Here is a 22998-nt window from a genome sequence, read left to right on the forward strand (position 1 = left end):
CCCGCGGCGGTGCCGCCCGGCACCATAGACTGGGATGCATGACCGAGCACAACAACGCCCTTTCCGATGACGCCGATTCCTTCAACCCGGCAGCGAGTTCCTTGGCCGGCCAGGTGGACCGTGCCGTCATGGATGAGCTGCTGTCCATTCGGTCAAGCATCGACAACATCGACGCAACACTCGTATTCCTGCTCGCGGAGCGTTTCAAAGCAACCCAAAAGGTAGGGGTGCTCAAGGCCACGCATAAGCTTCCTGCCGGAGACCCGGGCCGCGAGTCTGCCCAGATTGCCCGCCTGCGCCGGCTTGCCGAGGATGCACACCTTGATCCCGCCTTCGCGGAGAAATTCCTGAACTTCATCATCAGCGAAGTGATCCGCCACCACGAAGCCATAGCAGAGGATCACCAGATTTCACGCCTGCAGGCATAGTTGATGTCGTCCGAGAATGACCAGCGCGCCAGCGCCACTGCACTGGGCCCTTGGCCAGGCAGCGATCCTGCGGAGGCAATCCGGATAATCCGGGGCGAATTGGGGGATCCCCACCTTCCGTTCCTGCCCGAGCTGCCGGACCGCGGAGTGGGCTCGGATCCGGTTGGGCGGACCGGCTCCCTGCTTGTTGACCTGGCCCTTGACGTCCAACCGCACGGGTGGCGCCTGGTTGACAGGCCAGGAAAGGACGCCCGGCGCGCACGCTCGGCTTTGTCGACGGACATCAATATCCTTGCCGACGTTGCGGGCGCCGAAGACGTTTCTGCGGCGGAACTCAAGATCCAGTTGTTGGGTCCCCTGAGCCTCGCGGCGAACCTCCACCTGCACAACGGCGAACGGGCGCTACTGGACTACGGAGCCCGCCGGGACATCGCGGAGTCCCTGGCCGCCGGCGTCGCCGATCATGTCCGTCGGATCTCGGCGGCAGTTCCAGGCGCCGGCATCGTGGTCCAGGTGGACGAACCGGATATCGCCTCGGTTATGGCTGGGACGATCCCGACGGCGAGTGGCTACCGCACGCTCCGGTCCGTGGCCGGCGAAGAAGTCACGGCGGCATGGCGTCTGGTGATCGAGGCACTCAAGGCTGCAGGCGTCGTCGAGACTGTGGTCTCCGTTCCGGAGGTAGAGGCGCCGATCGAACGGATTCTTGCTGCAGGAGCCGACGGCGTCGCCGTTCCCCTGAGGGCACTGACCACCCGCCAGTGGGAACAGCTCGCGGGCGCTGTGGAGAGCGGCAAACGCGTGTGGGCCGGGGCGCTGCACATCAGCGACCCGCAAGGGCGGCTGCCCCGGACTTCAGACGTTGTTGAGAGTATCTGGAAGCCGTGGCGTCAGCTTGGCCTGCCGGCCTCGGGCCTGGCCGGAATCCGCGTCACACCCTCCTCGGGCCTCGCGGGCTTCAAGCCTTCAGCGGCCATGGATGTGCTGAAGAAACTGACCCAGACAGCCGACGGGCTGGACCAGTTGGCACAAGGGTGAAGTTGGCACAGCGGTGACGGTGACGCAGGGCTGAAGGCGGCCGCGCTAGATCCTCTTTTCCCAACGGTCTGGTTCTGCGTAGCGCGGCAGGGCTGTGCCCGGTGCTGCTCCGGGCAGGTACGGCACCAACCGGTAGTCGAAGCGTCCGGCATACACGAGGACCAATCCGATCTGTGGCTGGATCACCTTGACCTGGATCCGGTGTTTGCCCTCGGCACTGTCCCACCACTGCTCCGCATAGGCGCGCGCGTCCAGCGCTGCCGGCAAAGGAAGTCGAAGGGGGCCCAGGAACAGCCTGCTCGCCTTGGAAACACCACGGAGCCTGCCCTCGGTGGTGACACTGACATCCAGATCCGTCACCAGCCGCCGATACCGTCCCACGTGGTCCACCAGATGGGCCCGCTCCGGTCCGCTCTGCCGGCCGTGGTCCGGCATGACCGCGCTCGTTGTATCGTGGAACAGCCTTGTCCCGGAGGGAAAATAGATCTCACGCCGGGCAGTCAGGGCAGGGCGTCCAAAAGGATCAATGTGTGCGTGGTTCTCGATGCGGAACCGGATGCCCTCGCCGTACTCCGGGAAGAATGCTTGCTCGCTCCCCGTGAGGGCGAGCAGGGGACGCAGCCACTTCTGCCGGCAACCCACCACGTCAAAGGTGCCTTCCCCTATTCCGTAGGAACCGGAACCGGCGGCCAGCGAGAAGTAGTCCTGGAGCTCCGGGGTCAGCTTGGTGAAGTCATCGCCAAGTGCGAGCTGGTAGATCGGGGCGTTCATGGCAGTCCTTTCCGGACAATGGGAACTAGAGCCTTCCGGCGGCTTTGAGCCGGATATACGTGTCGGCGAGCAGGGGTGGAACCTCCAGCGGCTCTGCATCGACCACCTCGGCCCCCAGTTGCCGGAGCTGGGCTGTCACTGCTGCCCTTTCCAACAAAGCCCGTTCGGCGGCGGCGGCACGAAACACTTGGCTTGCTGTGGTCCGTTCTTCCTTCATGGCCGCCAGCAGGGGGTCCCGTACCGAAGCAACCACCACCACGTGTTGGCGGGACAATTGCGCCACAGTGGGGAGGAGCCCTTCTTCGGGGGCGCCGCCGTCGAGCGCCGTCAACAGCACCACCAGCGAGCGGTGCGCCGAGACCGCCCGCACTTGCGCCGGGATTTGCTGCCAGTCCAGTTCGATCAGTTCCGCTTCCAAAGGAGCCATGGCCTGGACAAGTTGGCCCAGGAGGTTGCCTTTGGACGCCGATTCGACCCGGGCCCGGAGCCGGCGGTCGTAAGCAAGGAAGTCAACCCGGTCCCCACCGCGTTCGGCAAGTACCGAGAGCAGTAAGGCCGCTTCGATTCCCGTATCGAGGCGGGGCTCGTCCACGATCCTGGCGGCGGCTGTACGAGAGGTATCCAGGACAATGACCACCCGCCGGTCGCGTTCCGGGCGCCACGTCCGGACAACCACTGATGTCCGGCGTGCTGTGGCGCGCCAATCGATGGACCGGACGTCATCACCGCGGACGTAATCGCGGAGGGAATCGAATTCTGTTCCGGCCCCGCGAATCTGCACGGCTGCCCTGCCATCCAGCTCCCGGAGCTTGCGGAGCTTGGAGGGCAGATGGCGCTTCGAGTGGAAAGGCGGCAGGACCCTCAGCTGACCGGGAAGGATGCGCGTCCGTTGCCTGGCCGCCATGCCGAGTGGTCCGAAGGAACGAATGGTGACGTGGGGGCTTTCCAGGTCACCGCGGCGGCTGGGAACCAGCTCCACTCTCATGCGACGCCGCTCGCCCGGGGGGACCACCAACGGTTGGACAGGATGCACGGCACCGGCAGAGGGCTGCCACGCGTCCCTTACCTCGGCCCGCAATTTCCGACGGGTGGGGTTGGTGAGCGTCACAACAGAGTCCGCCCTGCCCTGCAGGGTCACGTTTCCGGGCTGTTGGCGGTCCAGTCCGAGCTTTGCAGGCGACGCCGCCAGGAGCACGTCAAGTACCAGCATCATCAGTAACCCGACGCCAGTGAACAGAACCGTGCTTCCTGCGGGAAACAACACCAACGGCACTAATCCGGCCAGGGCAAGCAGCACGAAACGACCCGTGATGGCCATTCAGGCCGCCCCGGGCAGGATCCGGCCGGAGCTCACCTCGGCACCGGAACCGAAGCGAGGATGCTGCCCAGGACATCGTCCACCTGGATTCCATCCATCTGTGCTTCCGGACGGAGGGCAACCCGGTGCCGAAGGCACGGCAACGACAACGCCTTGACGTCGTCCGGAGTGACGAAGGACCTCCCGGACAGCCACGCCCATGCTTTGGAGGTATTGAGCAGTGCCGTCGCACCACGGGGCGAGACTCCCAGCTGGAAGGAAGGCGCGGACCTCGTGGCGCGTACAACGTCAACGATGTAACCGAGGATCTCGGGAGCGACAACTACATGCGCTACTGCTGCCTGGGCAGCGGAAAGCTCGAGGGCGCCCGCCACCGCCCGCACACCTGCAGCGGCGAGGTTTCGCGGATCGAAACCGGCGGCATGGCGCCGGATCACCTCGATCTCCTCGGCCCTTCCAGGCAGCGGCATGGTGAGCTTGAGGAGGAACCGGTCCAGCTGGGCTTCAGGCAAGGGATAAGTACCTTCGTACTCCACCGGGTTTTGGGTGGCGGCCACGATGAACGGATTCGGAAGCCGGCGCGAAACTCCATCCACGGATACTTGACGCTCCTCCATGGCCTCCAAGAGGGACGCCTGGGTCTTCGGCGGCGTACGGTTGATCTCGTCCGCGAGCATGATGTTGGTGAAGACGGGACCTTCGCGGAACGTGAATTCGGAAGAATGGGAGTCGTAGACGAGGGAGCCCGTAACGTCGCCGGGCATGAGGTCCGGGGTGAACTGAACACGCTTGGTGTCCAGGCTCAACGCGGTGGACAAGGCCCTCACCAGCAGGGTTTTTGCTACGCCGGGGACGCCCTCCAGGAGCACGTGGCCGCCACAAAGCAGCGCAATAAGCATGCCAGTGACCGTAGGGTCCTGCCCGACAACCGCCTTCGCCACTTCGGCCCGGACATTCAGCAGGGATTGGCGGGCAGGGTCATCAGTTGTCCGCGGCTCCCCAGCTGCAGTGCGGTGACCACTTCCCAGGGCGTCATTGCCTGGCGCCACGCTCTGCTGCGGGAGGCCCTGCTGCTGCGGGGCACCGCCCGTGTATTGGCTGTTGCTGTCCGTGTAGCTGTTCGGCTGGCTGCTCATCGGGCGGTCGCCTCCTGTTCGATTCGTTCGATCTGTTGTGCCCACTGCACCAGTTGTCCTTCGTTTTCCGGTAAAAAGTCGATCAGGACGGACCGTATGTCCGCTGCAGGCCGCTCCAGGTGTTGGGCACAGGCGTCCACAATGGCGTCCTTGGTTGCGTCTGCGCCGAGGCTGAAGTGCTTGGCCAAGCGGGTCAATGCCCCTGCCCGTAGATTGCCCGCGGCAAGCCCCACAGCCCGCGAGTCCTGGTAAAGGCGTGCCCTGCCTTCTGCAGTTTCCGCGGCCTTGACCACCACGGGAAGTGGCTCGAACACCAGCGGGCCCAGGCGTCGGCCACGCCAAGCGATGGCCAGGACCACCACGAGTCCCAGCCAAGGTCCGGCGAAAGCCAGCCAACGCGGCGCCAACTCGTTCAGCGTGGGGGCCGAGCCAGCCGCCGAGAGGTCCTCGATTCCCGGTAGGTACCAGACGAGGTTGGCGTTGGCGCCAAGGGTACGGAGCGCAACGGCGGCGTTGCCTTCCAATGCGAGGTGTTGATTGTCAACCAGATCCGTGCTGCCAAGGACTATTACCCGGCTGTCCGCCGACGCGGCATAGAGGCCTGACTGATTGCCCGGCAAGGCATAGCAGACTACCGGCCCCGAATAGATGGAGCCTTGTGCCGAGATCCTGCCTGCCGCCCTGGCGTCGTCCTGATCACATCCGGGATCGATGACCTTTGTTGCTTCAGGAACCACGCCACCGGGACGGAAGCCTTGATTTACCGCCGTTATTGTTTTGAGCCGTGGCTTGACCAGGACTACCCGATCAGCCCCGGCCATGAGGTCTGCCAGTTGGGTTTGATCAAGGAACCCCCGCGGATCATGGACGAGGACAGTGGCGCCGTTTTGGTTGGTCAAGGCCGCCATGGTGTCCTCAAAGGTGTTTGTCGGCGTGACGGATACGCCTTGGCGCCCCAGTATTTCGGCCACGGCCATGGCACCATCGGGCGCTGGATTGTGTGCGGACAGCGGCCGTGGATCCTTCGAGGCGGACACGCTGGAGATGGCAAGAAAAGCAACAAGGCCAGCCAACAATCCGCCGATCCCAATCCAGGCCAAGTGCTTCCGGAACCAGGTTGCGAACCCCTGGCCCGGGGGAAGTCCGACGTCGGCCGCATGGCCCCGCGGCCGGGCTTCATCCCTCACCTGCGTGGTCATCGGGGCACCGCAAATCCGGCGTGCGCCTGCCCTGCGAAGTCGGGCTTCACCCCGAGAAGGTCACCATCCAGCTGGCGGACGGCCTCGTAGCCGGATGCAGTGGCGCCCTGTTCGCCGTAGCGCACAGCGTCGAAGAGGCGGGCGGCCGCGTCAAGCCGGGCCTGTGCGAAACCGAAGACCTGCCCTAGTTGCCTTGCCGCTTCATCGGCCGTTCTTCCGGCTCGGACTTCAATGACGTCACGCTCTTCAGCTGAGCGGACAAGCGCCCGGAATTGGTCGACGACGGCGGCCGGCCAGTCGCCGTCGTCGGCCGCGGTTGCCGCGCGTTTCCTGTAGCCGTCTGAATCCATGGTGTTGTCGTCCCCATAGATGTCAGCGTGGGCGGCCTTTCGCCGGGCGTTCAGACGGGGGCGGACCACAATGACGGCAACGATGATGAGCGCAACGGCCAACGCGACTATCAAGGGAGCAGCAAAGTCCGGTCCGGAGCCCGCTCCGTCCCCCTCCAAGGACGTCAGCCAGTCCAGGAAATCACGCCACAGTTGGTCCAACCAGCTGGGCTGGGCGTCAGGGTACTGGGGTTTGGACAGTTCTTCGGCGGCCCAACGACGCGCCTCGTCGCGGTCGGGCGTCACAGGTGGTTCCATGGCTGCCAGGGCGACGGGCGCATCCCACGGCGGAACCCTCATGCCGGTGGACGCGGCCCGGGAGGAGCGGACGGAAACTGCCCGCCGTTCGGTGGCTGGAATGTGCTTGCGAGCCGACTCGAAGCACCGCCCGGTATGCCCTCCGGATCGTCGCCGGTTTCCATCAGCCGCATCAGCTCAACGTCCAAACCATCCCGACGCATGCGGAGGTCCATATAGATCAAGGCGAAGACGGAGGCCTGGAAGGCGAAAGTGACGGACCCGACCAGCGCGCCGATTGCCGAGGAAATCACTGTGGTGACCACCAGCGTGGAAGCAACGGTTTCGGCATCGGGGTGGGGGGCAACCACACCACCAATGGCTGCCGCCGCCAAGGAAGCAGGGATCTGCACTATCTGGGCGATGATGCCCACCATGATGGCGACAACAAGGGTGATCCCGAAGATGCGCCACCAGTTGTTCCTTGTCAGTTGCCAGGACCTGAGGAGTCCGTCGTAGACGCCGGTCCGCTCAACCACAATGGCGGCAGGGGCCAGCATCAGCTTCAGTCCGACCCAGACAAAGGCCACTATCGAACCGAGGCCCAACGGCAGGACAACGAGCAAGGCGCCGGGTCCCATGGCCGTGAACAACAGGACCGAAACGCCCACAATGGCCGCGACTGCGAGTATCCCGCCGAAAGTCAGTAAGGCCGCAACGCCCAGCAGCGGCCAGATCCGTCGGCCGGCGAGCTTCCACATCTGTTTGAAGCCGGTCCGTCGGTTGAGGACCGAGCGGGCTACCGGCACTACCAGGACGCCCTGAAGGACCGAGCCCAGAAAACCGATCAGCACCGAGACGCCCAGGGTGCTTGCCATGATGGCGAGGAAGGGGCCCATGGCGTCGTTGAATTCCGCTTCGGAGGTCACGGATTCAAAAGACATCGACAGTTGGAACATCCCCACCGTGACGATGCCGACGAACACCGCCCCAAGGGCTTGCACAATCAGGGCCGAACCGAACATCGATGCCGCGTTGCGGCGAATCGTCTGGAAGGACCCGTCCAGAATCTCTCCGAACTGGAGCGGACGCAGGGGGATAACGCCAGGTTTGGGAGGAGCAACATAGAAGGGTTGTCCATAAGATGGGCCCGGCGGCCATCCAGGGGTGGGTTGGGCTTGGTGACCACCGCTTTGCGGTGCCGCCCAGGCCGGGGGACCACCCCACTGTGGCTGACCGCCCCACTGTGGCTGGCCGCCCCACTGTGGCTGGTTGCCCGGCGCGGGCTGACTGCCCGGCGATGGATTTTGGCCGTGCTCTGGCTGTGACACGATATCCTCCCCATAAGACCCGGCCCGTCGACATCCGACGTCCCCCATACGGACCTTGGCACCCAGCCTATAGTCCCGTCGTCGTCCCTCATAGCCCGCCGCCCGGCCAGCCGGCAAAGGCGGAGTGGCGCTGTTGTGCAGTACGGTGGAACTGCCCATGGGGCGCCATGCCGTGCGCCGTGCCCAACGGGACAAAGACTTGGTGATAAGGGAATATATAACTATGAAGGCACGCATTCTGGTAGTTGACGACGACGAAGCGCTCGCAGAGATGATTGGCATCGTCTTGCGCAATGATGGCTTCGAGCCGGTGTTCTGCGCAGATGGCGGCCAGGCATTGGAGGTCTTCCGCTCTTCCAAGCCGGACCTGGTGCTGTTGGATCTTATGTTGCCGGGCTCTGACGGCATTGAAGTGTGCCGGCAGATCCGTGGTGAGTCGGACGTCCCCATTGTCATGCTCACTGCAAAGTCTGATACGTCCGATGTCGTCCGGGGTCTTGAATCGGGTGCCGACGATTACGTGCCCAAGCCTTTCAAGCCGGCTGAACTCGTGGCGCGGGTTCGTGCGCGGCTCCGTCCGGGCGACCAGAAGGCCCCCGAAACGCTGCGTATCGCGGACGTGACCATCGACGTCGCGGGCCACTTGGTCACGCGCGGCGGTGAGCGGATTTCGCTGACCCCCCTGGAGTTCGATCTTCTGGTCGCGCTGGCACGCAAGCCTTGGCAGGTCTTTACCCGCGAGCTGCTCCTTGAACAGGTTTGGGGATACCGCCATGCCGCGGATACGCGCCTGGTCAATGTGCACGTCCAGCGCCTGCGGTCCAAGATTGAGCGTGATCCGGAGGCGCCCGAGGTCGTTTTGACGGTGCGTGGTGTCGGATATAAAGCAGGTTCCTGAGTCTCCGGTCGGCAAGGCCGGCGCGACAGACGAGGACCTTGAACCAAGGGGTCCGGAAGCGGCCGGTGTCCAGCCTTTGACGCCGGCACCATCAACCGACCCCGAACAGTCCCAGGAGGGGTCGGGACCGAAGACCCGGAACCTGTCGTGGCTGCTGTCGCGCGGACGAATCTGGACCCGACGCGGACTCATCCTGATTCTTCGGGTTTCGCGGCTGGTGTCCTTCGGCGTGCGCCAGATCAGGCCGGGACTTCGATACCTCTGGCGGTCCTTGCTTCGGCGTTGGCGGCGATCGCTGGAATTTCGAACAGTCCTCACCACGTTGCTGCTCGCTGTCACGTCCTTTGCGATTGTCGGCGCGTACTTGTCCAACCAAATCGCGAACAACCTCTTCCAGGAACGCCTGGCCCAGGCCGAGTCCGAGTCGCGCTACAACGTCAAGCAGGTCCAGGACACGTTCGACGGCGCGCAGGTCACCGACCAGTCCAGTGTCATCACGTTGGTTTACGACACACTGACTGCCGTGGAGGGCCGGGGTTCAGTGATCCAGCGCAGATACGTCTTTGAAGCGAAACCGGAGCAAACAAAGCCGCGAAACCGCTGGGTCGAGTCACGCGCGTCCGACCAACTGACGGTGAGGGTCATACCGCCGGAGTTGCGCAAGGCTGTCCAGGAAGGCGGAAAGCAGCAGTTCTGGGCTTCCACCCAATTCCCTGTAGGCAATGAGGACCGCCCCGGCATCGCCGTCGGCAACTTGGTGACGTTCAATGGCACGTCCTACGAGCTCTACCTGATTTACGACCTCAACACGGCCCAACAAACACTGGACGAAATCCAGAACGTCCTCTGGGCAGGCGGCGCAGCCCTTGTCCTCATGATCGGGGCCATCGCGTGGTACGTGACGCGCAATGTGGTCAGTCCTGTCAGCCATGCCGCCGTAGTCTCGGAAAAGCTCGCGGCAGGCCAGCTCCAGGAACGCATGGTGGTCAAAGGGGAAGACGAGGTCGCCAGGCTCGGTGCCTCCTTCAACCATATGGCTGCCAGCCTGCAGGAACAGATCACCCAGTTGGCAACTTTGTCGCAAATGCAGCAGCGCTTTGTCTCAGATGTGTCCCACGAACTGCGTACCCCGCTTACCACCGTCCGCATGGCGGCCGAGGTCCTCTTCGAAGCCCGTGAGGACTTCGACCCCATGAACAAAAGATCAGCCGAGCTGCTCTACCACCAGGTGGAACGCTTCCAGTCGTTGCTTTCGGACCTGTTGGAGATTTCGCGCTTCGACGCCGGCGCTGCCGTCCTGGACGCAGAACCCCAGGACATCTTCCAAGTGATCTCCCACGTCACTGAGGGTGCGGCACCCGTGGCGGTGGAATATGGGTCCGATGTCAGGCTCAATGCCAGGCAAAAGAGCATTGTGGTGGAAATGGACTCCAGGAGAATCGACCGGATTCTCCGCAACTTGCTGCTCAACGCCCTGGAACATGGCGAGGGCAAGCCAATCCACATATCAGTTGCCGCCAACCACGATGCCGTAGCTGTGTCAGTGCGGGACCATGGCATTGGGATGAGTCAAGCAGAAGCTGCACGGGTCTTCGACCGTTTCTGGCGGGCGGACCCCGCGCGGGCGCGAACCACGGGGGGCAGCGGCCTGGGACTCTCCATCGCGGCTGAGGACACCAAGTTGCACAATGGCTGGCTTCAGGCCTGGGGCCGCAAGGGGGCCGGCTCCAATTTCCGGCTGACATTGCCACTCAGGCAAGGAGGCACCATCGTGAAATCGCCGCTGCAGCTTGAACCCACAGATATTAAGTTTCCCGGGGCCGGGACCGAGCGCCAAATGCTCATACTTGGGACAGAATTAGGAAGTCCTCCGCAAAAGTCCGAGGCTGGAACCGGCCGGCCCATGGTGGCCGACGATGGCGCCGAGGAGGGAGCATGATGCATCTCCGGAACTCCAAGGCGGTTGTGGCCGTCCTGGCGGTGCTGATGGTTTTGGTCGCCTCCTGTGCGCAGATTCCCCGTTCCGGTCCAGTTGGCAAGAGCAAGGACGAGGGTGCAGGCAATCCCAATGCGCCCGTGTTCTTTCCTGCGGCCCCACGCGCCGGTTCAAGTCCCGAGACTGTCATTGAGGACTTTTACATGGCCGGCAGCGGCTACGAGGACGACTATCCTGTGGCGCGCCAGTATCTGACCCAAGCGCAGTCGGTTACATGGAAGCCTGACAAGCGCGCCATAGTTTTCCGTGAGGCGCAGGTGGTCAAGTCCGCCGCTGAGAATGAGTACCTTTACGAACTCGACCTCGCCTATTCGGTGGATGCTGACGGCGTTGCTACCCAATTTCCGCCGGGGACCAAGGAGACCATCCCGCTGACACTTGAACAGGTGGAAGGGGAGTGGCGGATTTCCAAGGTGCCGGATGGCACGGCTATCCCGGAGGAAACATTCAAGGTCATTTATGGGGCAAATCCCATCTACTTCTACGACCCCACGTTTACCTACGCTGTTCCTGACTACAGGTGGTTCATCAAGAAGAACACCGTCAAATCCATGACAAGCGCACTCCTGGCTGGTCCGGCTCCCTACCTTCGAGGTGCAGTTGTCAGTGCGTTCCCGTCCGGGATGAAGCTTGCACGGGAATCCGTGCCGGTCGTATCAGGCTCTGCGCAGGTGGACCTGTCTGCCAAGGAACTGTTCGAGGCCTCTGCGGAAGACCGCCAGAGGATGCAAAACCAGTTGGCTTTGACCTTCCGGGACCAGCCCGACGTCATCAACGTCCAGTTGCGTGCGGACCAGGACCTTGTGCGGGTTGAAGACAACGGCACCGTACTGCCCCCAGTACTGGACAAGAGTGTTCCCGCCCGCCAAATCGCGGTGAACAACGGTGACCTGGTGCGCTATGAGAACAACCGGATCACTCCGCTGCCGGACATACAATCGGTAGCTGGATTGGGGCCCCACTCGCCGGCGGAGTCTCCGGTGTCCCAAACGGCCGCATTCCTTAACGGTGATAAGACAACTCTGTACGCGATCGAACCCGGGCAACCCGCACGTCAATTGACCACCCGGAGCACCCTGACCGGCCCCTCTTTCAGTCCGCACGACTGGGTATGGACGGCAGGACCGGGTGCCAACGGGGCCGCCGAGGTCGTGGCATTCAAGCCCACCGGTGTTGCACCCGGCATGGCCATACCCAACGTCACCTTGACTCCCTCCTGGTTGTCCGGAAGGACCGTCAAGGACTTCAGGGTCTCCAGGGAAGGGACCCGGGCACTGGTTATTTCCGAGGCGAATGGAAAGTCCACGGTGCAGATCACCGGAATCGTCCGGAATCCCGACGGCGTTCCCAAGGACCTCACCACTCCTGTCACCCTGCTGAGCACTGCCACGGCTGACCAAGGTGTCTGGGTCAACGGCTCGACGGTGGCAGTGATGTCCAGTTCGGCCACCGCAACCGTGGTTCCCGAGCTCTTGTCTTTGGCAACGGGCGAGCCTCAACAGCTGGCACCTTGGGACGGGCTGACCAGCCTCAGCGCCGGAAACGGCTCCGAGCAGATTTATGGCCAATCGGAGGCGGGCGTTTTCCAACGTGTCGGAAATGGCTGGGAGCTCCAGCTGAAGGGGCCTACGGAGCCAGCCTTCCCGGGCTGACCTGCCACCAGAAGTGCCGGGTCGATTGTCCACATAGGGCTCACAGCGACTTCCGGCCGAGCCGGCAACTGGGCAGGCTTGCAGGATGACTTCCCCAGGCATCAGGAACGGGCACCGTGGGTGGCGGGTCGTGAGCGGGGACCCCGACCTCCACGCCGCAGATCCTGTCAGGGCGCACCGACGTGGTGGGGAACAGCGTCGCTTTGACCGGCTGATATCCGCACTGCGGGGAGCCATGGCTGACCTGATGGCTCTGTTGGTTCCGGTTGAATGCGTTTGCTGCGGAGTGGAGGACACCGTGTTGTGCGGCGGCTGCGCGAAGCGTGTCCGTCAACTGTGCAGGCAGCCTTTCCGTGCGGAGCAGGAATCGCCCGCATTGGTTGACGTCGATGGCACGGCAAAACTCGAAGTGGTCGCAGCGGGCCCGTACCGGGATGAACTGGCACGATGCCTGCTGTCATTCAAGCACTTTGGCCAGTGGCGTCTGGCAGGTGTTTTGGCTCCTTGCCTCGGCAAGGCGGTGGAGACCGCCATTGGAGGACAGCCAGGCTATTGCCTCGTCCCTGTTCCCACGAGCGGCCGGGCATACCGCAAACGCGGATTCAGCCCCCTGCACCTCCTGCTTCGATGTCTGCGGATGCGCCGCGTCCTGCCGCAATGCCCCATCATTGACGCACTTGAGAAGAGGCCGGCAATACCGGTCCACGCAGTCAGCAGAGATTCCTTGCGGGGGCTCACTGCCCGGATGTTCCAGATCGTTTCGGATAAGGACGGGACAAGCCGCGAAGCCGGCCAAAAGGGCTTGGGGAGGGGTGCGCGGGCCAGCAAGGTCCGGGGGTCCATGAGGGTACGCAGACGGCGTTTGGACACGATCAGAGGCATGAGGTGCATTCTTGTGGACGATGTCCTCACCACCGGGGCCACTCTCGCTGAGGCAGCGCGGGCCGTCAGGGCTGCTGGCGGAGTGGTGTGTGGCGCCGTCGTGCTCGCGGCCACGAGGCCACCAGCCTACGCTTCAAACAGCACCGCAGACTATCCACGTGAAGCCCTTAAGACTCAATCAAAAAATAAGTGGCTAAAGGATGAATAACGCGTGGCGATGAACTAACGTCGGTTGTGGGTACCAAGAACAGATGTACCTGTCGATAGCGGCTCGGAAAGGGGCTCGACTGTCCGTCAGACTAGCCCCCAACAGCGTCGTTGTCGTGTCACCTGAGTTATTTGGAGGGCACCATGGAGTTCATGATCAGCGGACGAAATCTCACAGTTTCTGACCGCTTTCGCGAATACGCCGGCGAGAAAATCTCAAAGATTGAATCGCTGGGGGATAAGGTCCAGCGAGTCGACGCCAAGGTTTCCAAGGAAACCAATCCCCGGCAGACGCCGGGCCAGCTCACCGTCGAAGTGACAGTCCTGGGCCGCGGCCCCGTCATCCGTGCCGAGGCCACAGCCGCTGACAAATTCGCTGCCTTCGATCTCGCGTACAACAAGCTTCTTGAGAGGCTTCGCCGTGCGAAGGACCGGAAAAAGGTGCACCACGGCCGCCACACGCCTAAGGCAGTGCGGGAAGCCACAGCAACACTTGAGCCCGCCAGTGCGAGCGAACCGCTCTACGTTGAAGCCAGCAATCACCAAGAGTCTGTGCCGCAGGCAGAAGAGCGTTCGCCCTACGACATCGAGAACGACATTCCGGCTGGCGATTCACCCGTCCTGATCCGCCGGAAGGTGTTCCCCGCCGCGTCACTGACCCTGGATGATGCAGTGGACAGCATGGAACTCGTTGGGCACAACTTCTACCTTTTCCTGGACAAGGAAACCAACGCGCCGTCTGTCGTGTACCGGCGCAGTGGTTGGACGTACGGTGTGATCACCCTCGACTCCACGTGCGAGCCTGGCGAGGAGGCCGTGGAAGAGAAGATTCACGCCTACCGCTCTGACGACCAGGCTTCGACAGCCAAGTAAGGCAATATTTCCTGAATGAAGGGACTTCCATGACCGCTTCGCTGAGCCTGTCACAGGCACGGCGGATCGCATTGGCAGCTCAAGGATTGGCAAAGGTCCGGCCCACCGGCCCCGTGACTGCACGGGCGGTGGGCCGGACCTTTGCCCAACTCCAGCTTGTCCAGATCGATTCCGTAAACGTCGTGGCCCGAAGCCACTACCTTCCGTTCTTTTCCCGGCTGGGCAACTACGACCCCCTCATCCTCCAAACCATGGCTGGCCGGAAGCCGCGAAGGATGATGGAGTACTGGGCACACGAGGCCAGCTTTATCCGCCCGGAGCACTTTCAGGACCTGTTGGTGTGGCAAAAGCGGGCGTGGGTGGGAGCCCACCACCTGGATCCTGGTGTCCGTCAGGAGATGGAGGATCGCATCCTCGCAGCCCTCACGGCAGGACGTCCCATGACCGCGTCCGAACTCACCGCAGAACTCGGACATGCCCAGGCAGCCGAACGTGACAACTGGGGGTGGAATTGGAACATCGTCAAGCGGGTCCTGGAACATCTGTTTGAAGAGGGAAGAGTGTCGGCTGCTTCCCGGACCCCTCAATTCGAGCGAAAGTACACCCTGACATCAAGGGTCGTACCAAACTTGGCCTTGTCCGGAGGCGACCCTGAGGAGTCACTTGACCGGTTGATGGATGCAGCCGCCCAAGCCCACGGCATTGGTACTGTGCGCTGCTTTTCCGACTACTTCCGGACGCCCCTCAAGGCGGGAGCTGATTCGGTTCAGCGGCTGGTCAGGGCTGGTCGCCTTCAACGAGTGTCAGTCAGTGGTTGGGACAGGGAAATCTATCAGCATGTCAGCGCCGGAACACCACGCATAGCCAAAGGGCGGGCGCTGCTGAGTCCATTCGATTCCCTGGTTTTTGAGCGCCGGCGGCTTGAAGAACTGTTTGGCTTCCATTACAGGATTGAGATCTACACCCCTGCCGCCAAGCGCCGATTCGGCTACTACGTCTTGCCGTTCCTGCTTCGCGACGGGATCGTCGCGCGCGTGGACCTGAAAGCGGATCGGGCGTCCGGCCAGCTCTTGGTACGCTCGGCATTCGGTGAGGTTGGTGCACCGGCGGATACCGCCGTCGAACTTGCTGCCGAACTTGACCTCATGGCCTCCTGGCTTGGGTTGCAGGAAGTGGTGGTGTGGCCCGTTGGAGATCTCGCCGGCGTGCTCGCCGAGGCCGTGGCACGCCGCCGTGATCGCACGAAAGAGCACGGGCAACCGGGCAGTCCGCTCACAGGGGAACCCGGCAACGTGGCGCTGGTCTCTCCCGTAGACTGAAACAGCCAGAATTCGGCAGCATGAGACTGGGAGCAATTTCACGTGGCATCACTAATCGAAAAACTTCTCCGCACGGGTGACAAAAAGACACTCAAGCAACTGCGGAACTATGCCGATTCCATCAATGCCCTGGAAGACTCCTTCAAGTCCTTCACGGATGCCGAACTACGCGAGGAAACGGACCATCTGCGTTCCCGCCACCAAGATGGCGAAACTCTGGAAGCCCTCCTCCCGGAAGCGTTCGCTGCTGTTCGTGAAGCTTCCTCCCGGACTTTGGGCATGAGGCACTTCGACGTACAGCTTATGGGTGGTGCCGCACTTCATCTGGGCAACATCGCAGAAATGAAAACCGGTGAAGGCAAGACCCTCGTGGCCACGGCGCCGGCCTACCTCAACGCCCTCGCGGGCAAAGGCGTCCACGTCGTCACGGTCAACGACTACCTCGCTGAGTACCAGTCAGAACTCATGGGCCGCGTCTACAGGTTCCTGGGCCTCACCAGCGGCTGCATCCTTTCCAACCAGGACCCCGCAGTGCGCCGGCAGCAATACGCCGCAGACATCACCTATGGAACCAACAACGAGTTCGGCTTCGACTACCTGCGCGACAACATGGCGTGGGATGCAAGCGAACTGGTCCAGCGTGGCCACAATTTCGCGATCGTGGATGAGGTCGACTCCATCCTGATTGATGAAGCACGTACTCCGCTCATCATTTCCGGGCCGGCGCAGGGCGACACCAACCGGTGGTACAGCGAATTCGCCAAGGTCGTGCTCCGGCTGCAGCCGGAGGTCGACTACGAGGTTGACGAAAAGAAGCGAACCGTAGGCGTGCTCGAAGCCGGTATTGAAAAGGTGGAGGATTACCTCGGAATCCAAAACCTTTACGAATCGGCCAACACGCCTTTGATCGGCTTCCTCAACAACGCCATTAAGGCCAAGGAACTGTTCAAGAGGGATAAGGACTACGTCATCCTCGACGGCGAGGTCCTGATTGTTGACGAACACACCGGGCGTATCCTGGCTGGACGTCGCTACAACGAAGGCATGCACCAAGCCATCGAGGCCAAGGAAAACGTCGAGATCAAGGCCGAGAACCAGACTCTCGCCACAGTGACCTTGCAGAACTACTTCCGCATGTACTCGAAGCTTGCCGGCATGACCGGCACGGCCGAGACAGAGGCCGCGGAGTTCATGAGCACCTACAAGCTGGGTGTCGTTCCCATCCCCACCAACCGCGACATGCAGCGCATTGACCAGTCCGACCTTGTCTATAAGAACGAAGTCGTGAAGTTCGACGCCGTCGTGCAGGACATTGCCGAAAGGCACGAGAACGGACAGCCGGTGCTGGTCGGCACCACCAGTGTCGAGAAGAGCGAGTACCTCTCCAAGCTGCTGGCCAAGGAAGGCATCAGGCACGAAGTCCTGAACGCCAAGAACCACGCGCGCGAAGCCTCCATCGTGGCCCAGGCCGGACGAAAAGGGGCTGTTACCGTCGCCACGAACATGGCGGGCCGCGGCACTGACATCATGTTGGGCGGCAATGCCGAATTTACTGCCATCGCAGAGCTTGCAAAGCGCGGGCTTGACCCTGAAGAGAACTCGGAAGAGTACGAGGCAGCATGGCCAGAGGCGCTTTCGGCAGCGAAGCAAGCGGTCAAGGACGAACATGAAGAAGTTCTCGACCTTGGTGGACTTTACGTGCTGGGTACCGAGCGCCACGAATCGCGCCGGATCGACAACCAGCTGCGTGGCCGTTCAGGACGCCAGGGCGACCCTGGTGAGTCCCGCTTCTACCTTTCGCTGACGGACGACCTCATGAGGTTGTTCAACTCTGGCGCGGCAGAAAGGCTCATGAACAGCTCCGTTCCGGATGACGTTGCGCTCGAATCCAAGCTTGTTTCGAGAGCCATCGCATCCGCCCAAGGGCAGGTGGAAGGGCGCAACGCCGAACAGCGTAAGAACGTCCTCAAGTACGATGACGTCCTCAACCGCCAGCGTGAAGCCATCTATGGGGACCGTCGTCGAATCCTCGAGGGTGACGACCTCCACGAGAAGGTCCAGTTCTTCCTGGAAGACACCATCAACGCCCTCATTGATGCCGCCACTGCCGAGGGAACTGGGGACGATTGGGACTTCAACCAGCTTTGGGCCAATCTGAAGACGCTCTACCCGGCAACCGTTACCGCTGAGGAAATCATTGAGGAAGCGGGCGGCAGGTCCAGGGTCACGGCCGACTTCCTGAGGGATGAGATCCTCTCAGATGCCCGGCTCGTTTACCAGGCACGCGAAGAGGCCATCGGGTCTGAGAGCATGCGTGAGCTTGAACGCAGGGTGGTGCTTTCGGTGCTGGGGCGCAAATGGCAGGAACACCTTTACGAGATGGACTATCTCAAGGAGGGAATCGGTCTCCGGGCCATGGCCCAGCGCGATCCTTTGGTGGAATACCAGCGCGAAGGCTTTGTCATGTTCCAGAGCATGATGGAAGCCATTCGCGAAGAAAGTATTGGGTTCCTCTACAACCTTGAGGTAGAGGTAACACCCGCCGAGGATGTTGTAGTGGCTGACGACACTGCCGCTGGAGCGCACACCGAACATCATGAGCCACAAATCCGGGCGGCCGGCCTGCAGGCGCCAGAGAAGCCGGCACAGCTGCAGTACACTGCTCCCGGCGAGGATGGGGCCACTCAAACGCGCATCGAGGGCCGTGCCTCAGGTCGATCGGGTAACCCTGCCAAGGCAGCAAGCCAGGATCAGCGCAAGACGGCAAAAAAGAAGCGTCGCTGAGCCATTCCGCTGGGGCGGGACAAGCGCGGTATGTAAAAGGGTGGACCTCGGACTCATTGTCCGGGGTCCACCCTTTTCGTACGTGGTCATGGTGGCCGGGCGCGGTGGTGCTAACCGATTTCCAGAGCGGTGACCCGCCAGATGCCGTCGAAGCGCTCCAACCTCATGGCGATGGCCCGGCATCTTTGTTCTTCTGCAACAACGATGCTTGCTTCGCAAATAATTGCGGAGATGGAACAAACCCTGACGGAACGGACCATGGGGCTCCGGTGTGGCCGCAAATTGGCCCGGATTCTGGCGGCGTGCTTGCGCGTGAGGGCGGCCCGATGCTGGAGGGAAAGGTAGCATTCCGGATCCAAGGACCTGGAAAGCTGGCTGACCGGGCGGGTGCCGGCCAGAACCTCCAACGCTGCCTGGGCGATGCTGCGCGCAACCAGCCGTACATCGATATCAGGGGCCTTAGAGCCCTTCGCGGCGATAGGACGTTTGGCGCTCCGGCGCCCTGCCGGGTGGCTTGCAGTTGCAACGGTCATGGTCATACCCTCTGGCATTCACTACTTGAGCCCGGGCGTGGGGACGCCCTGCTCGAATGGCTTCTGCTGGGATGACGCTGGAATTAACTTTGACGCGCGGACCTGGCCCCTGAGCGGGTGTCGTCCAAGATTTGAAAGGGCGGCGGAGACCCTGGATGCTAGCCGGGTAAGGGTGGCCGCAGCACTTGGCCCGGAAGCACCACGGAGGGGTCACCGCCTATGACGGTCCTGTTGGCGGCGTACCATTTGGGCCATGCCAAGGCGATGTCGACGTCCGTGGCAAAAGGGCCCAGCCTCGAAGCGGCGATCGACCAGAGGGTATCTCCTGCTTCAACTACCACGCCGGTTTCGTTGGCAGTGGCAACCTGCCGGGAGGACTGACGGCTCAGCAGCCCTGGATCAGTCACTAGGGGCCCGGGCTGCCAGCGTGGATCATCGACCGGGGTTCCCGTTTCTCCGACGCCGGCCGTTTGTGGGACAGGGGCGGAGCCGACCAAGGACATCGGCGTCCACACTGCGGGTGCAGCCTGCACGGATTTACCGGCTTGCGGTTTCCAGCCCGGATCGGACGTTTCCATACTGGCGTGCGCCACTGATGCACCAAACAGATTCAAGCTCAGCACTGCCACTGCCAGTCGCACCATGAATCCGGGGCTGAACTTGGAGATGAAGTCAGCTCTTCTCTGCTGTCCGCCACGGTGCAAGAGCGAGGTGAGGAAGGCGATCAGAAGGGAAAGGATCCACCACATTACTATCCCCGCACCGACGGCGCTCGAAACAAAACCGAGGAGGTGTTCAAACGACATGCTGTGCCCGTGGCGCTCCGCGGACTGCCACTGACTCACGAGCACGCGGCCCACATAGCTAAGGAGCAGCCCTAGTCCAAGAATCGATACGGCCAGGGCAGTGTCATTGCGCAATGCTCGTGCCATTCAGGCCCCCAGGCTCCGTTTGATCGATTTTGATGTCATTTGAACCGCTTGGACTATTTTGAGCACATTTGTTAGTGCTTGTCCAATCGGATTGACGAGCCTTTAACGGGATTCGCCGTACCTACATGTTGCAGCCTAGTCTGACCACATGAGATGGGACTCTCTCTTCGATGACTTGGAAGCACAATTTTCAGCAGAGCGCGCCCTGGAAAGGGAATCCGAGATATCGGAGCGGGCCAGGGTCGAACTTGCTGCGATTGAGCTGGGGGACCGCCTTCGAGCCGTCGCCGGTTCCGGGATCAAAATTGTCCTGGCTGATGGCAGCATCATCCGCGGAAGCCTGCGACATGTAGGCGGCGAGTGGTTGGGGCTGGTGGACGGATCTCGGGAATGGCTGGTTCCCTGCGCTTCAGTGCTCTCATACGAGGGACTGGGCAGATCGGTCCGAAAGCCTCTGTCCCCGATGCAGCGTTCGCTGGGGATTTCCGCTGCCTTGAGGGCGTTGGCCAGGGACCGTGCCGAACTGATTGTTTACCTTAGTGCTCGGACGGGGGATGGCTACAAAGTACAAGGCGTCATCGACAGGGTCGGTCGCGATCATTTCGATCTCGCGGTTGTCCCCGACGGCGAGGTGCGTCGGGTCGGCAACGTGAGGGCAGTGTTGACCATCCCTTTCAGCTCGCTGGCAGCACTGTCATCGGCCGGCGGCCAGGATCTGCCCCGCGGCAACTACTAGGTCTGGGGTGACTTGGTCTTAGCCTCTTCGATCATGCGGCTGGCTTCTGCATAACGTTCCTGGATGTACTGCTCAAGCATCGTTTCCTCGATACGCCATTGCCCCCGGCCCCCTACCTGGATGGCTTTCAATTCTCCGCTTCGGACAAGGGCATACGCCTGTGGGGAGTTGATTTGGAGTTGTTCGGCGACGTCCGCCAGAGTCAGGAATCGGGGCATGGATCCATTTTGCCACTGATGCCCCCGTTTGGTGCACTTATCCACAGTTTCAGGCCATTTGCCCTCATTGGCTTTGGTGCATGAGAAGTCGTCGGTAAAGAATGGTGTGGCGGGTCAGTAGTCCATGCCATTACTCATGACGGGGGAGCAGGGAAATGGGTTCAGCAGCCATCGTTGCCGGCCAGAGACTGAAGAAGCCATCGTGGAAGGACCCCCGCCTTCTTATTGGTGTGTTACTGGTGTTGGCGTCCATCGCGGGCGTCATAGCCTTGGTCGGCACAGCTGACAGGACCACGCAGGTCTATGCGGCCCGGGAAGATATCTCCGTGGGCCAGGCGGTGACGGCAGCGGACTTGTCTATCGTCAAAGTCCGGCTTGATGACATCGAGTCAAGTTACGTGACAGTGGAGGAGGGCCTTGCAGCGGGCAAAGTCGCTCTGCAGCGGGTGGAGAAGAATCAGCTTATTCCCCAGCAGAGCCTGGGCAAGGCCGACGCCTTGAACAGGAAGCCAGTCGCCATTTCAATGGATGAAGAACTCCCCGAGCAAGCAACGCCTGGTGCGCGCGTGGACGTATGGGTTTCCATGCCGGGTTCGAACAATGCGTATGACAAGCCGCAGCTGTTGCTGCCAGGTGCAGAAATTGCCAATGTGGCCTCGGGATCCGATACCTTGGGCGCCTCGAAGACCACCGTGGTTCAGGTCTTGGTGACTGATGAGCAGATACCCAAACTGTTGGGTGCCCAGGCGAACAAAGCTAATATTTCCGTAGTCTGGAACCCAGCAGGCTCAGGCCAATGAGTATTCCCATTGTTACTGTCGGCAGTGCGCGAGAGGCCGTAGTCGGAGGGCTGGAACGACTTCATGGCCCGGTGACGGTGGTTCGTCGTTGTTCTGAGCTGGCTGAGCTGATGGCTGCCTGCCAAAGCGGCCTTGCGATGGCTGCTGTCGTGGCTGAGGGCTCCGAGGAACTGACGACAACTTTGGTCGATCGGCTTGGGGCGGTTGGAGTTTCCATCGTAGCCTTGACGGACGATCCAGCCGAAACCCACCGTTTGCGGTCAATCGGTGTTGTCGCAGCAGCTTCCGGAATAGAACCTTCAGCACTCGCAGCCAGAATCTCCGAGGCTGTTGCCCGCGAGCACACCCGCGGCCGTCTGGGGTCGGGGCATGACGTGGGATTCGCAGATGCCGGGGAGGACTTGGTCTTACTGCCGGCAACCGAAATTGCGGACGAAGTGTCAAGGGGCGCAGGCCAGGTCATTGCCGTCTGGGGGCCTGTAGGTTCGCCAGGCCGAACCCTCGTCGCGGTCAATATCGCAGCGGAATTGGCATTGAATGGTCAATCTGTCCTTCTTGTGGACGCTGACAGCTACGGTGCCAGCGTCTCTGCGGTTCTGGGACTCTTGGACGAGTCCGCCGGCCTGGCCCAAGCGTGCAGGCTCGCAGATCAGGGCATGCTTGACGTCAGCTCCCTTAAGACGACGGCTATCCCCGTCTTCACCAAGGGTGGCTCATTCCGCGTACTTACGGGTACTACACGCGCTGACCGTTGGACCGAGCTCAGGTCGGCGGCACTCTCACTGGTACTCGAACGAGCCAGGCACTTGGCGGATGTTGTGGTCGTGGACACAGGGTTCTGCCTCGAATCGGATGAAGAGCTGAGCTTTGACACCATGGCACCGAGGAGAAACGCTGCAACCCTCCGCAGCCTGGAAACAGCAGATGTCGTGTTCGCCGTGGGGGCAGCGGATGCGGTCGGGGTGCCACGCTTGGTTCGTGGACTGGCCGAACTTGAAGCAGCAGTTCCGCAAGCATCCCCACGTATCGTGCTGAACAAGGTCAGGCGCTCCACCGTGGGCCATTCGCCAAAACAGCAATTGGAGGACGCCTGGGACCGCTACGGCCCGGGAACGGGAATCGATGCCTACCTGCCGGCTGATCCGGTGGCCTGCGACGCCGCATTGCTTTCCGGATCGGTTCTACTCGAAGTTGCACCAGAATCGGCGCTTCGTGTCGCCATTGCCAATTTGGTCTGTGCGCCTGCCCAGCAAAATCCAAAATCTTCTGTACTAACTACCAGAGCCTCCCGCTTCCTAAAGCGCTAGGCTCACCATGTGGG

21 protein-coding genes are annotated in these 22998 nt (G+C 61.9%); 12 read left to right on the forward strand and 9 right to left on the reverse strand.

Going from position 1 to position 22998, the window contains the following annotated elements:
• Positions 1-38: 38 nt before the first annotated feature.
• The gene (locus LN996_RS00430; protein ID WP_231337986.1) at positions 39-428 is read left to right on the forward strand and encodes a chorismate mutase; all 390 of its coding nucleotides are present in this window, start codon (positions 39-41) and stop codon (positions 426-428) included.
• Between the two features lie 3 nt (positions 429-431).
• Positions 432-1466 carry a hypothetical protein gene (locus LN996_RS00435; RefSeq protein ID WP_231337987.1) on the forward strand — a complete coding sequence of 345 codons (1035 nt, stop codon included), beginning with the start codon at positions 432-434 and terminating at the stop codon, positions 1464-1466.
• Positions 1467-1511: 45 nt separating this feature from the next.
• Here LN996_RS00435 and LN996_RS00440 read toward each other — a convergent pair whose 3' ends face one another.
• Genes LN996_RS00440 through LN996_RS00465 form a run of 6 tightly spaced genes read right to left on the reverse strand, consistent with a single transcriptional unit; the run spans position 1512 to position 7847 of the window.
• Positions 1512-2237 carry a DUF4166 domain-containing protein gene (locus tag LN996_RS00440; RefSeq protein ID WP_231337988.1) on the reverse strand — a complete coding sequence of 242 codons (726 nt, stop codon included), beginning with the start codon at positions 2235-2237 and terminating at the stop codon, positions 1512-1514.
• 25 nt (positions 2238-2262) lie between these two features.
• Entirely contained in the window at positions 2263-3555 is a 1293-nt protein-coding gene (locus LN996_RS00445; RefSeq protein ID WP_231337989.1) for a DUF58 domain-containing protein, read from the reverse strand.
• 32 nt (positions 3556-3587) lie between these two features.
• Complete coding sequence (locus LN996_RS00450; RefSeq protein ID WP_231337990.1) at positions 3588-4691, reverse strand: MoxR family ATPase; 1104 nt, start codon at positions 4689-4691, stop codon at positions 3588-3590.
• On the reverse strand, positions 4688-5890 hold the full coding sequence (locus LN996_RS00455; protein WP_231337991.1) for a DUF4350 domain-containing protein: 1203 nt from the start codon (positions 5888-5890) through the stop codon (positions 4688-4690). The genes LN996_RS00450 and LN996_RS00455 overlap by 4 nt, the downstream gene beginning before the upstream one ends.
• Complete coding sequence (locus LN996_RS00460; RefSeq protein WP_231337992.1) at positions 5887-6525, reverse strand: DUF4129 domain-containing protein; 639 nt, start codon at positions 6523-6525, stop codon at positions 5887-5889. The genes LN996_RS00455 and LN996_RS00460 overlap by 4 nt, the downstream gene beginning before the upstream one ends.
• A 50-nt stretch (positions 6526-6575) precedes the next feature.
• Positions 6576-7847, reverse strand: a complete 1272-nt coding sequence (locus LN996_RS00465; protein WP_231337993.1) for a hypothetical protein — start codon at positions 7845-7847, stop codon at positions 6576-6578.
• A gap of 223 nt (positions 7848-8070) precedes the next feature.
• Between LN996_RS00465 and mtrA the strand changes: the two genes are divergently transcribed.
• The 7 genes from mtrA to secA all read left to right on the forward strand — a co-directional run bounded on the left by mtrA (position 8071) and on the right by secA (position 18458).
• A complete protein-coding gene (gene mtrA / locus LN996_RS00470; protein WP_014922244.1) occupies positions 8071-8745 on the forward strand; it encodes an MtrAB system response regulator MtrA in 675 nt (224 codons plus the stop codon).
• Positions 8717-10684 carry an MtrAB system histidine kinase MtrB gene (mtrB, locus tag LN996_RS00475; protein WP_231337994.1) on the forward strand — a complete coding sequence of 656 codons (1968 nt, stop codon included), beginning with the start codon at positions 8717-8719 and terminating at the stop codon, positions 10682-10684. Before mtrA ends, mtrB begins: the two co-directional genes overlap by 29 nt.
• On the forward strand, positions 10681-12393 hold the full coding sequence (locus LN996_RS00480) for an LpqB family beta-propeller domain-containing protein (protein ID WP_231337995.1): 1713 nt from the start codon (positions 10681-10683) through the stop codon (positions 12391-12393). The genes mtrB and LN996_RS00480 overlap by 4 nt, the downstream gene beginning before the upstream one ends.
• 85 nt (positions 12394-12478) lie before the next feature.
• Positions 12479-13483: a ComF family protein gene (locus LN996_RS00485; RefSeq protein WP_231337996.1), complete on the forward strand. Its 1005-nt coding sequence runs from the start codon at positions 12479-12481 to the stop codon at positions 13481-13483.
• A 143-nt stretch (positions 13484-13626) separates the two neighbouring features.
• A complete protein-coding gene (hpf, locus tag LN996_RS00490; RefSeq protein WP_231337997.1) occupies positions 13627-14355 on the forward strand; it encodes a ribosome hibernation-promoting factor, HPF/YfiA family in 729 nt (242 codons plus the stop codon).
• 29 nt (positions 14356-14384) lie between these two features.
• Positions 14385-15674 carry a winged helix-turn-helix domain-containing protein gene (locus LN996_RS00495; RefSeq protein WP_231337998.1) on the forward strand — a complete coding sequence of 430 codons (1290 nt, stop codon included), beginning with the start codon at positions 14385-14387 and terminating at the stop codon, positions 15672-15674.
• A gap of 42 nt (positions 15675-15716) precedes the next feature.
• Positions 15717-18458, forward strand: a complete 2742-nt coding sequence (gene secA, locus LN996_RS00500) for a preprotein translocase subunit SecA (RefSeq protein ID WP_231337999.1) — start codon at positions 15717-15719, stop codon at positions 18456-18458.
• Between the two features lie 110 nt (positions 18459-18568).
• Here the strand turns inward: secA and LN996_RS00505 are convergent, their stop codons facing one another.
• Both LN996_RS00505 and LN996_RS00510 read right to left on the reverse strand, forming a co-directional pair.
• Entirely contained in the window at positions 18569-18991 is a 423-nt protein-coding gene (locus LN996_RS00505; RefSeq protein WP_231338000.1) for an Rv3235 family protein, read from the reverse strand.
• Positions 18992-19149: 158 nt separating this feature from the next.
• Positions 19150-19923 carry a LysM peptidoglycan-binding domain-containing protein gene (locus tag LN996_RS00510; protein ID WP_231338001.1) on the reverse strand — a complete coding sequence of 258 codons (774 nt, stop codon included), beginning with the start codon at positions 19921-19923 and terminating at the stop codon, positions 19150-19152.
• A gap of 148 nt (positions 19924-20071) precedes the next feature.
• Here LN996_RS00510 and LN996_RS00515 point away from each other — a divergent pair, with 148 nt between their 5' ends.
• Complete coding sequence (locus LN996_RS00515) at positions 20072-20659, forward strand: hypothetical protein (RefSeq protein WP_231338002.1); 588 nt, start codon at positions 20072-20074, stop codon at positions 20657-20659.
• Here the strand turns inward: LN996_RS00515 and LN996_RS00520 are convergent.
• Entirely contained in the window at positions 20656-20877 is a 222-nt protein-coding gene (locus LN996_RS00520) for a helix-turn-helix domain-containing protein (RefSeq protein ID WP_231338003.1), read from the reverse strand. The genes LN996_RS00515 and LN996_RS00520 overlap by 4 nt on opposite strands.
• Before the next feature lie 155 nt (positions 20878-21032).
• On the opposite strand from LN996_RS00520, the gene LN996_RS00525 reads away from it, so the two are divergent.
• Positions 21033-21677, forward strand: coding sequence for an SAF domain-containing protein (locus LN996_RS00525; protein ID WP_231338004.1), 645 nt, complete (start codon positions 21033-21035; stop codon positions 21675-21677).
• Positions 21674-22984 carry a P-loop NTPase gene (locus LN996_RS00530; protein ID WP_231338006.1) on the forward strand — a complete coding sequence of 437 codons (1311 nt, stop codon included), beginning with the start codon at positions 21674-21676 and terminating at the stop codon, positions 22982-22984. Before LN996_RS00525 ends, LN996_RS00530 begins: the two co-directional genes overlap by 4 nt.
• Positions 22985-22998: the final 14 nt, after the last annotated feature.

It is taken from the genome of Arthrobacter sp. AK01, from assembly GCF_021109375.1.
Classification (GTDB): Bacteria; Actinomycetota; Actinomycetes; order Actinomycetales; family Micrococcaceae; genus Arthrobacter.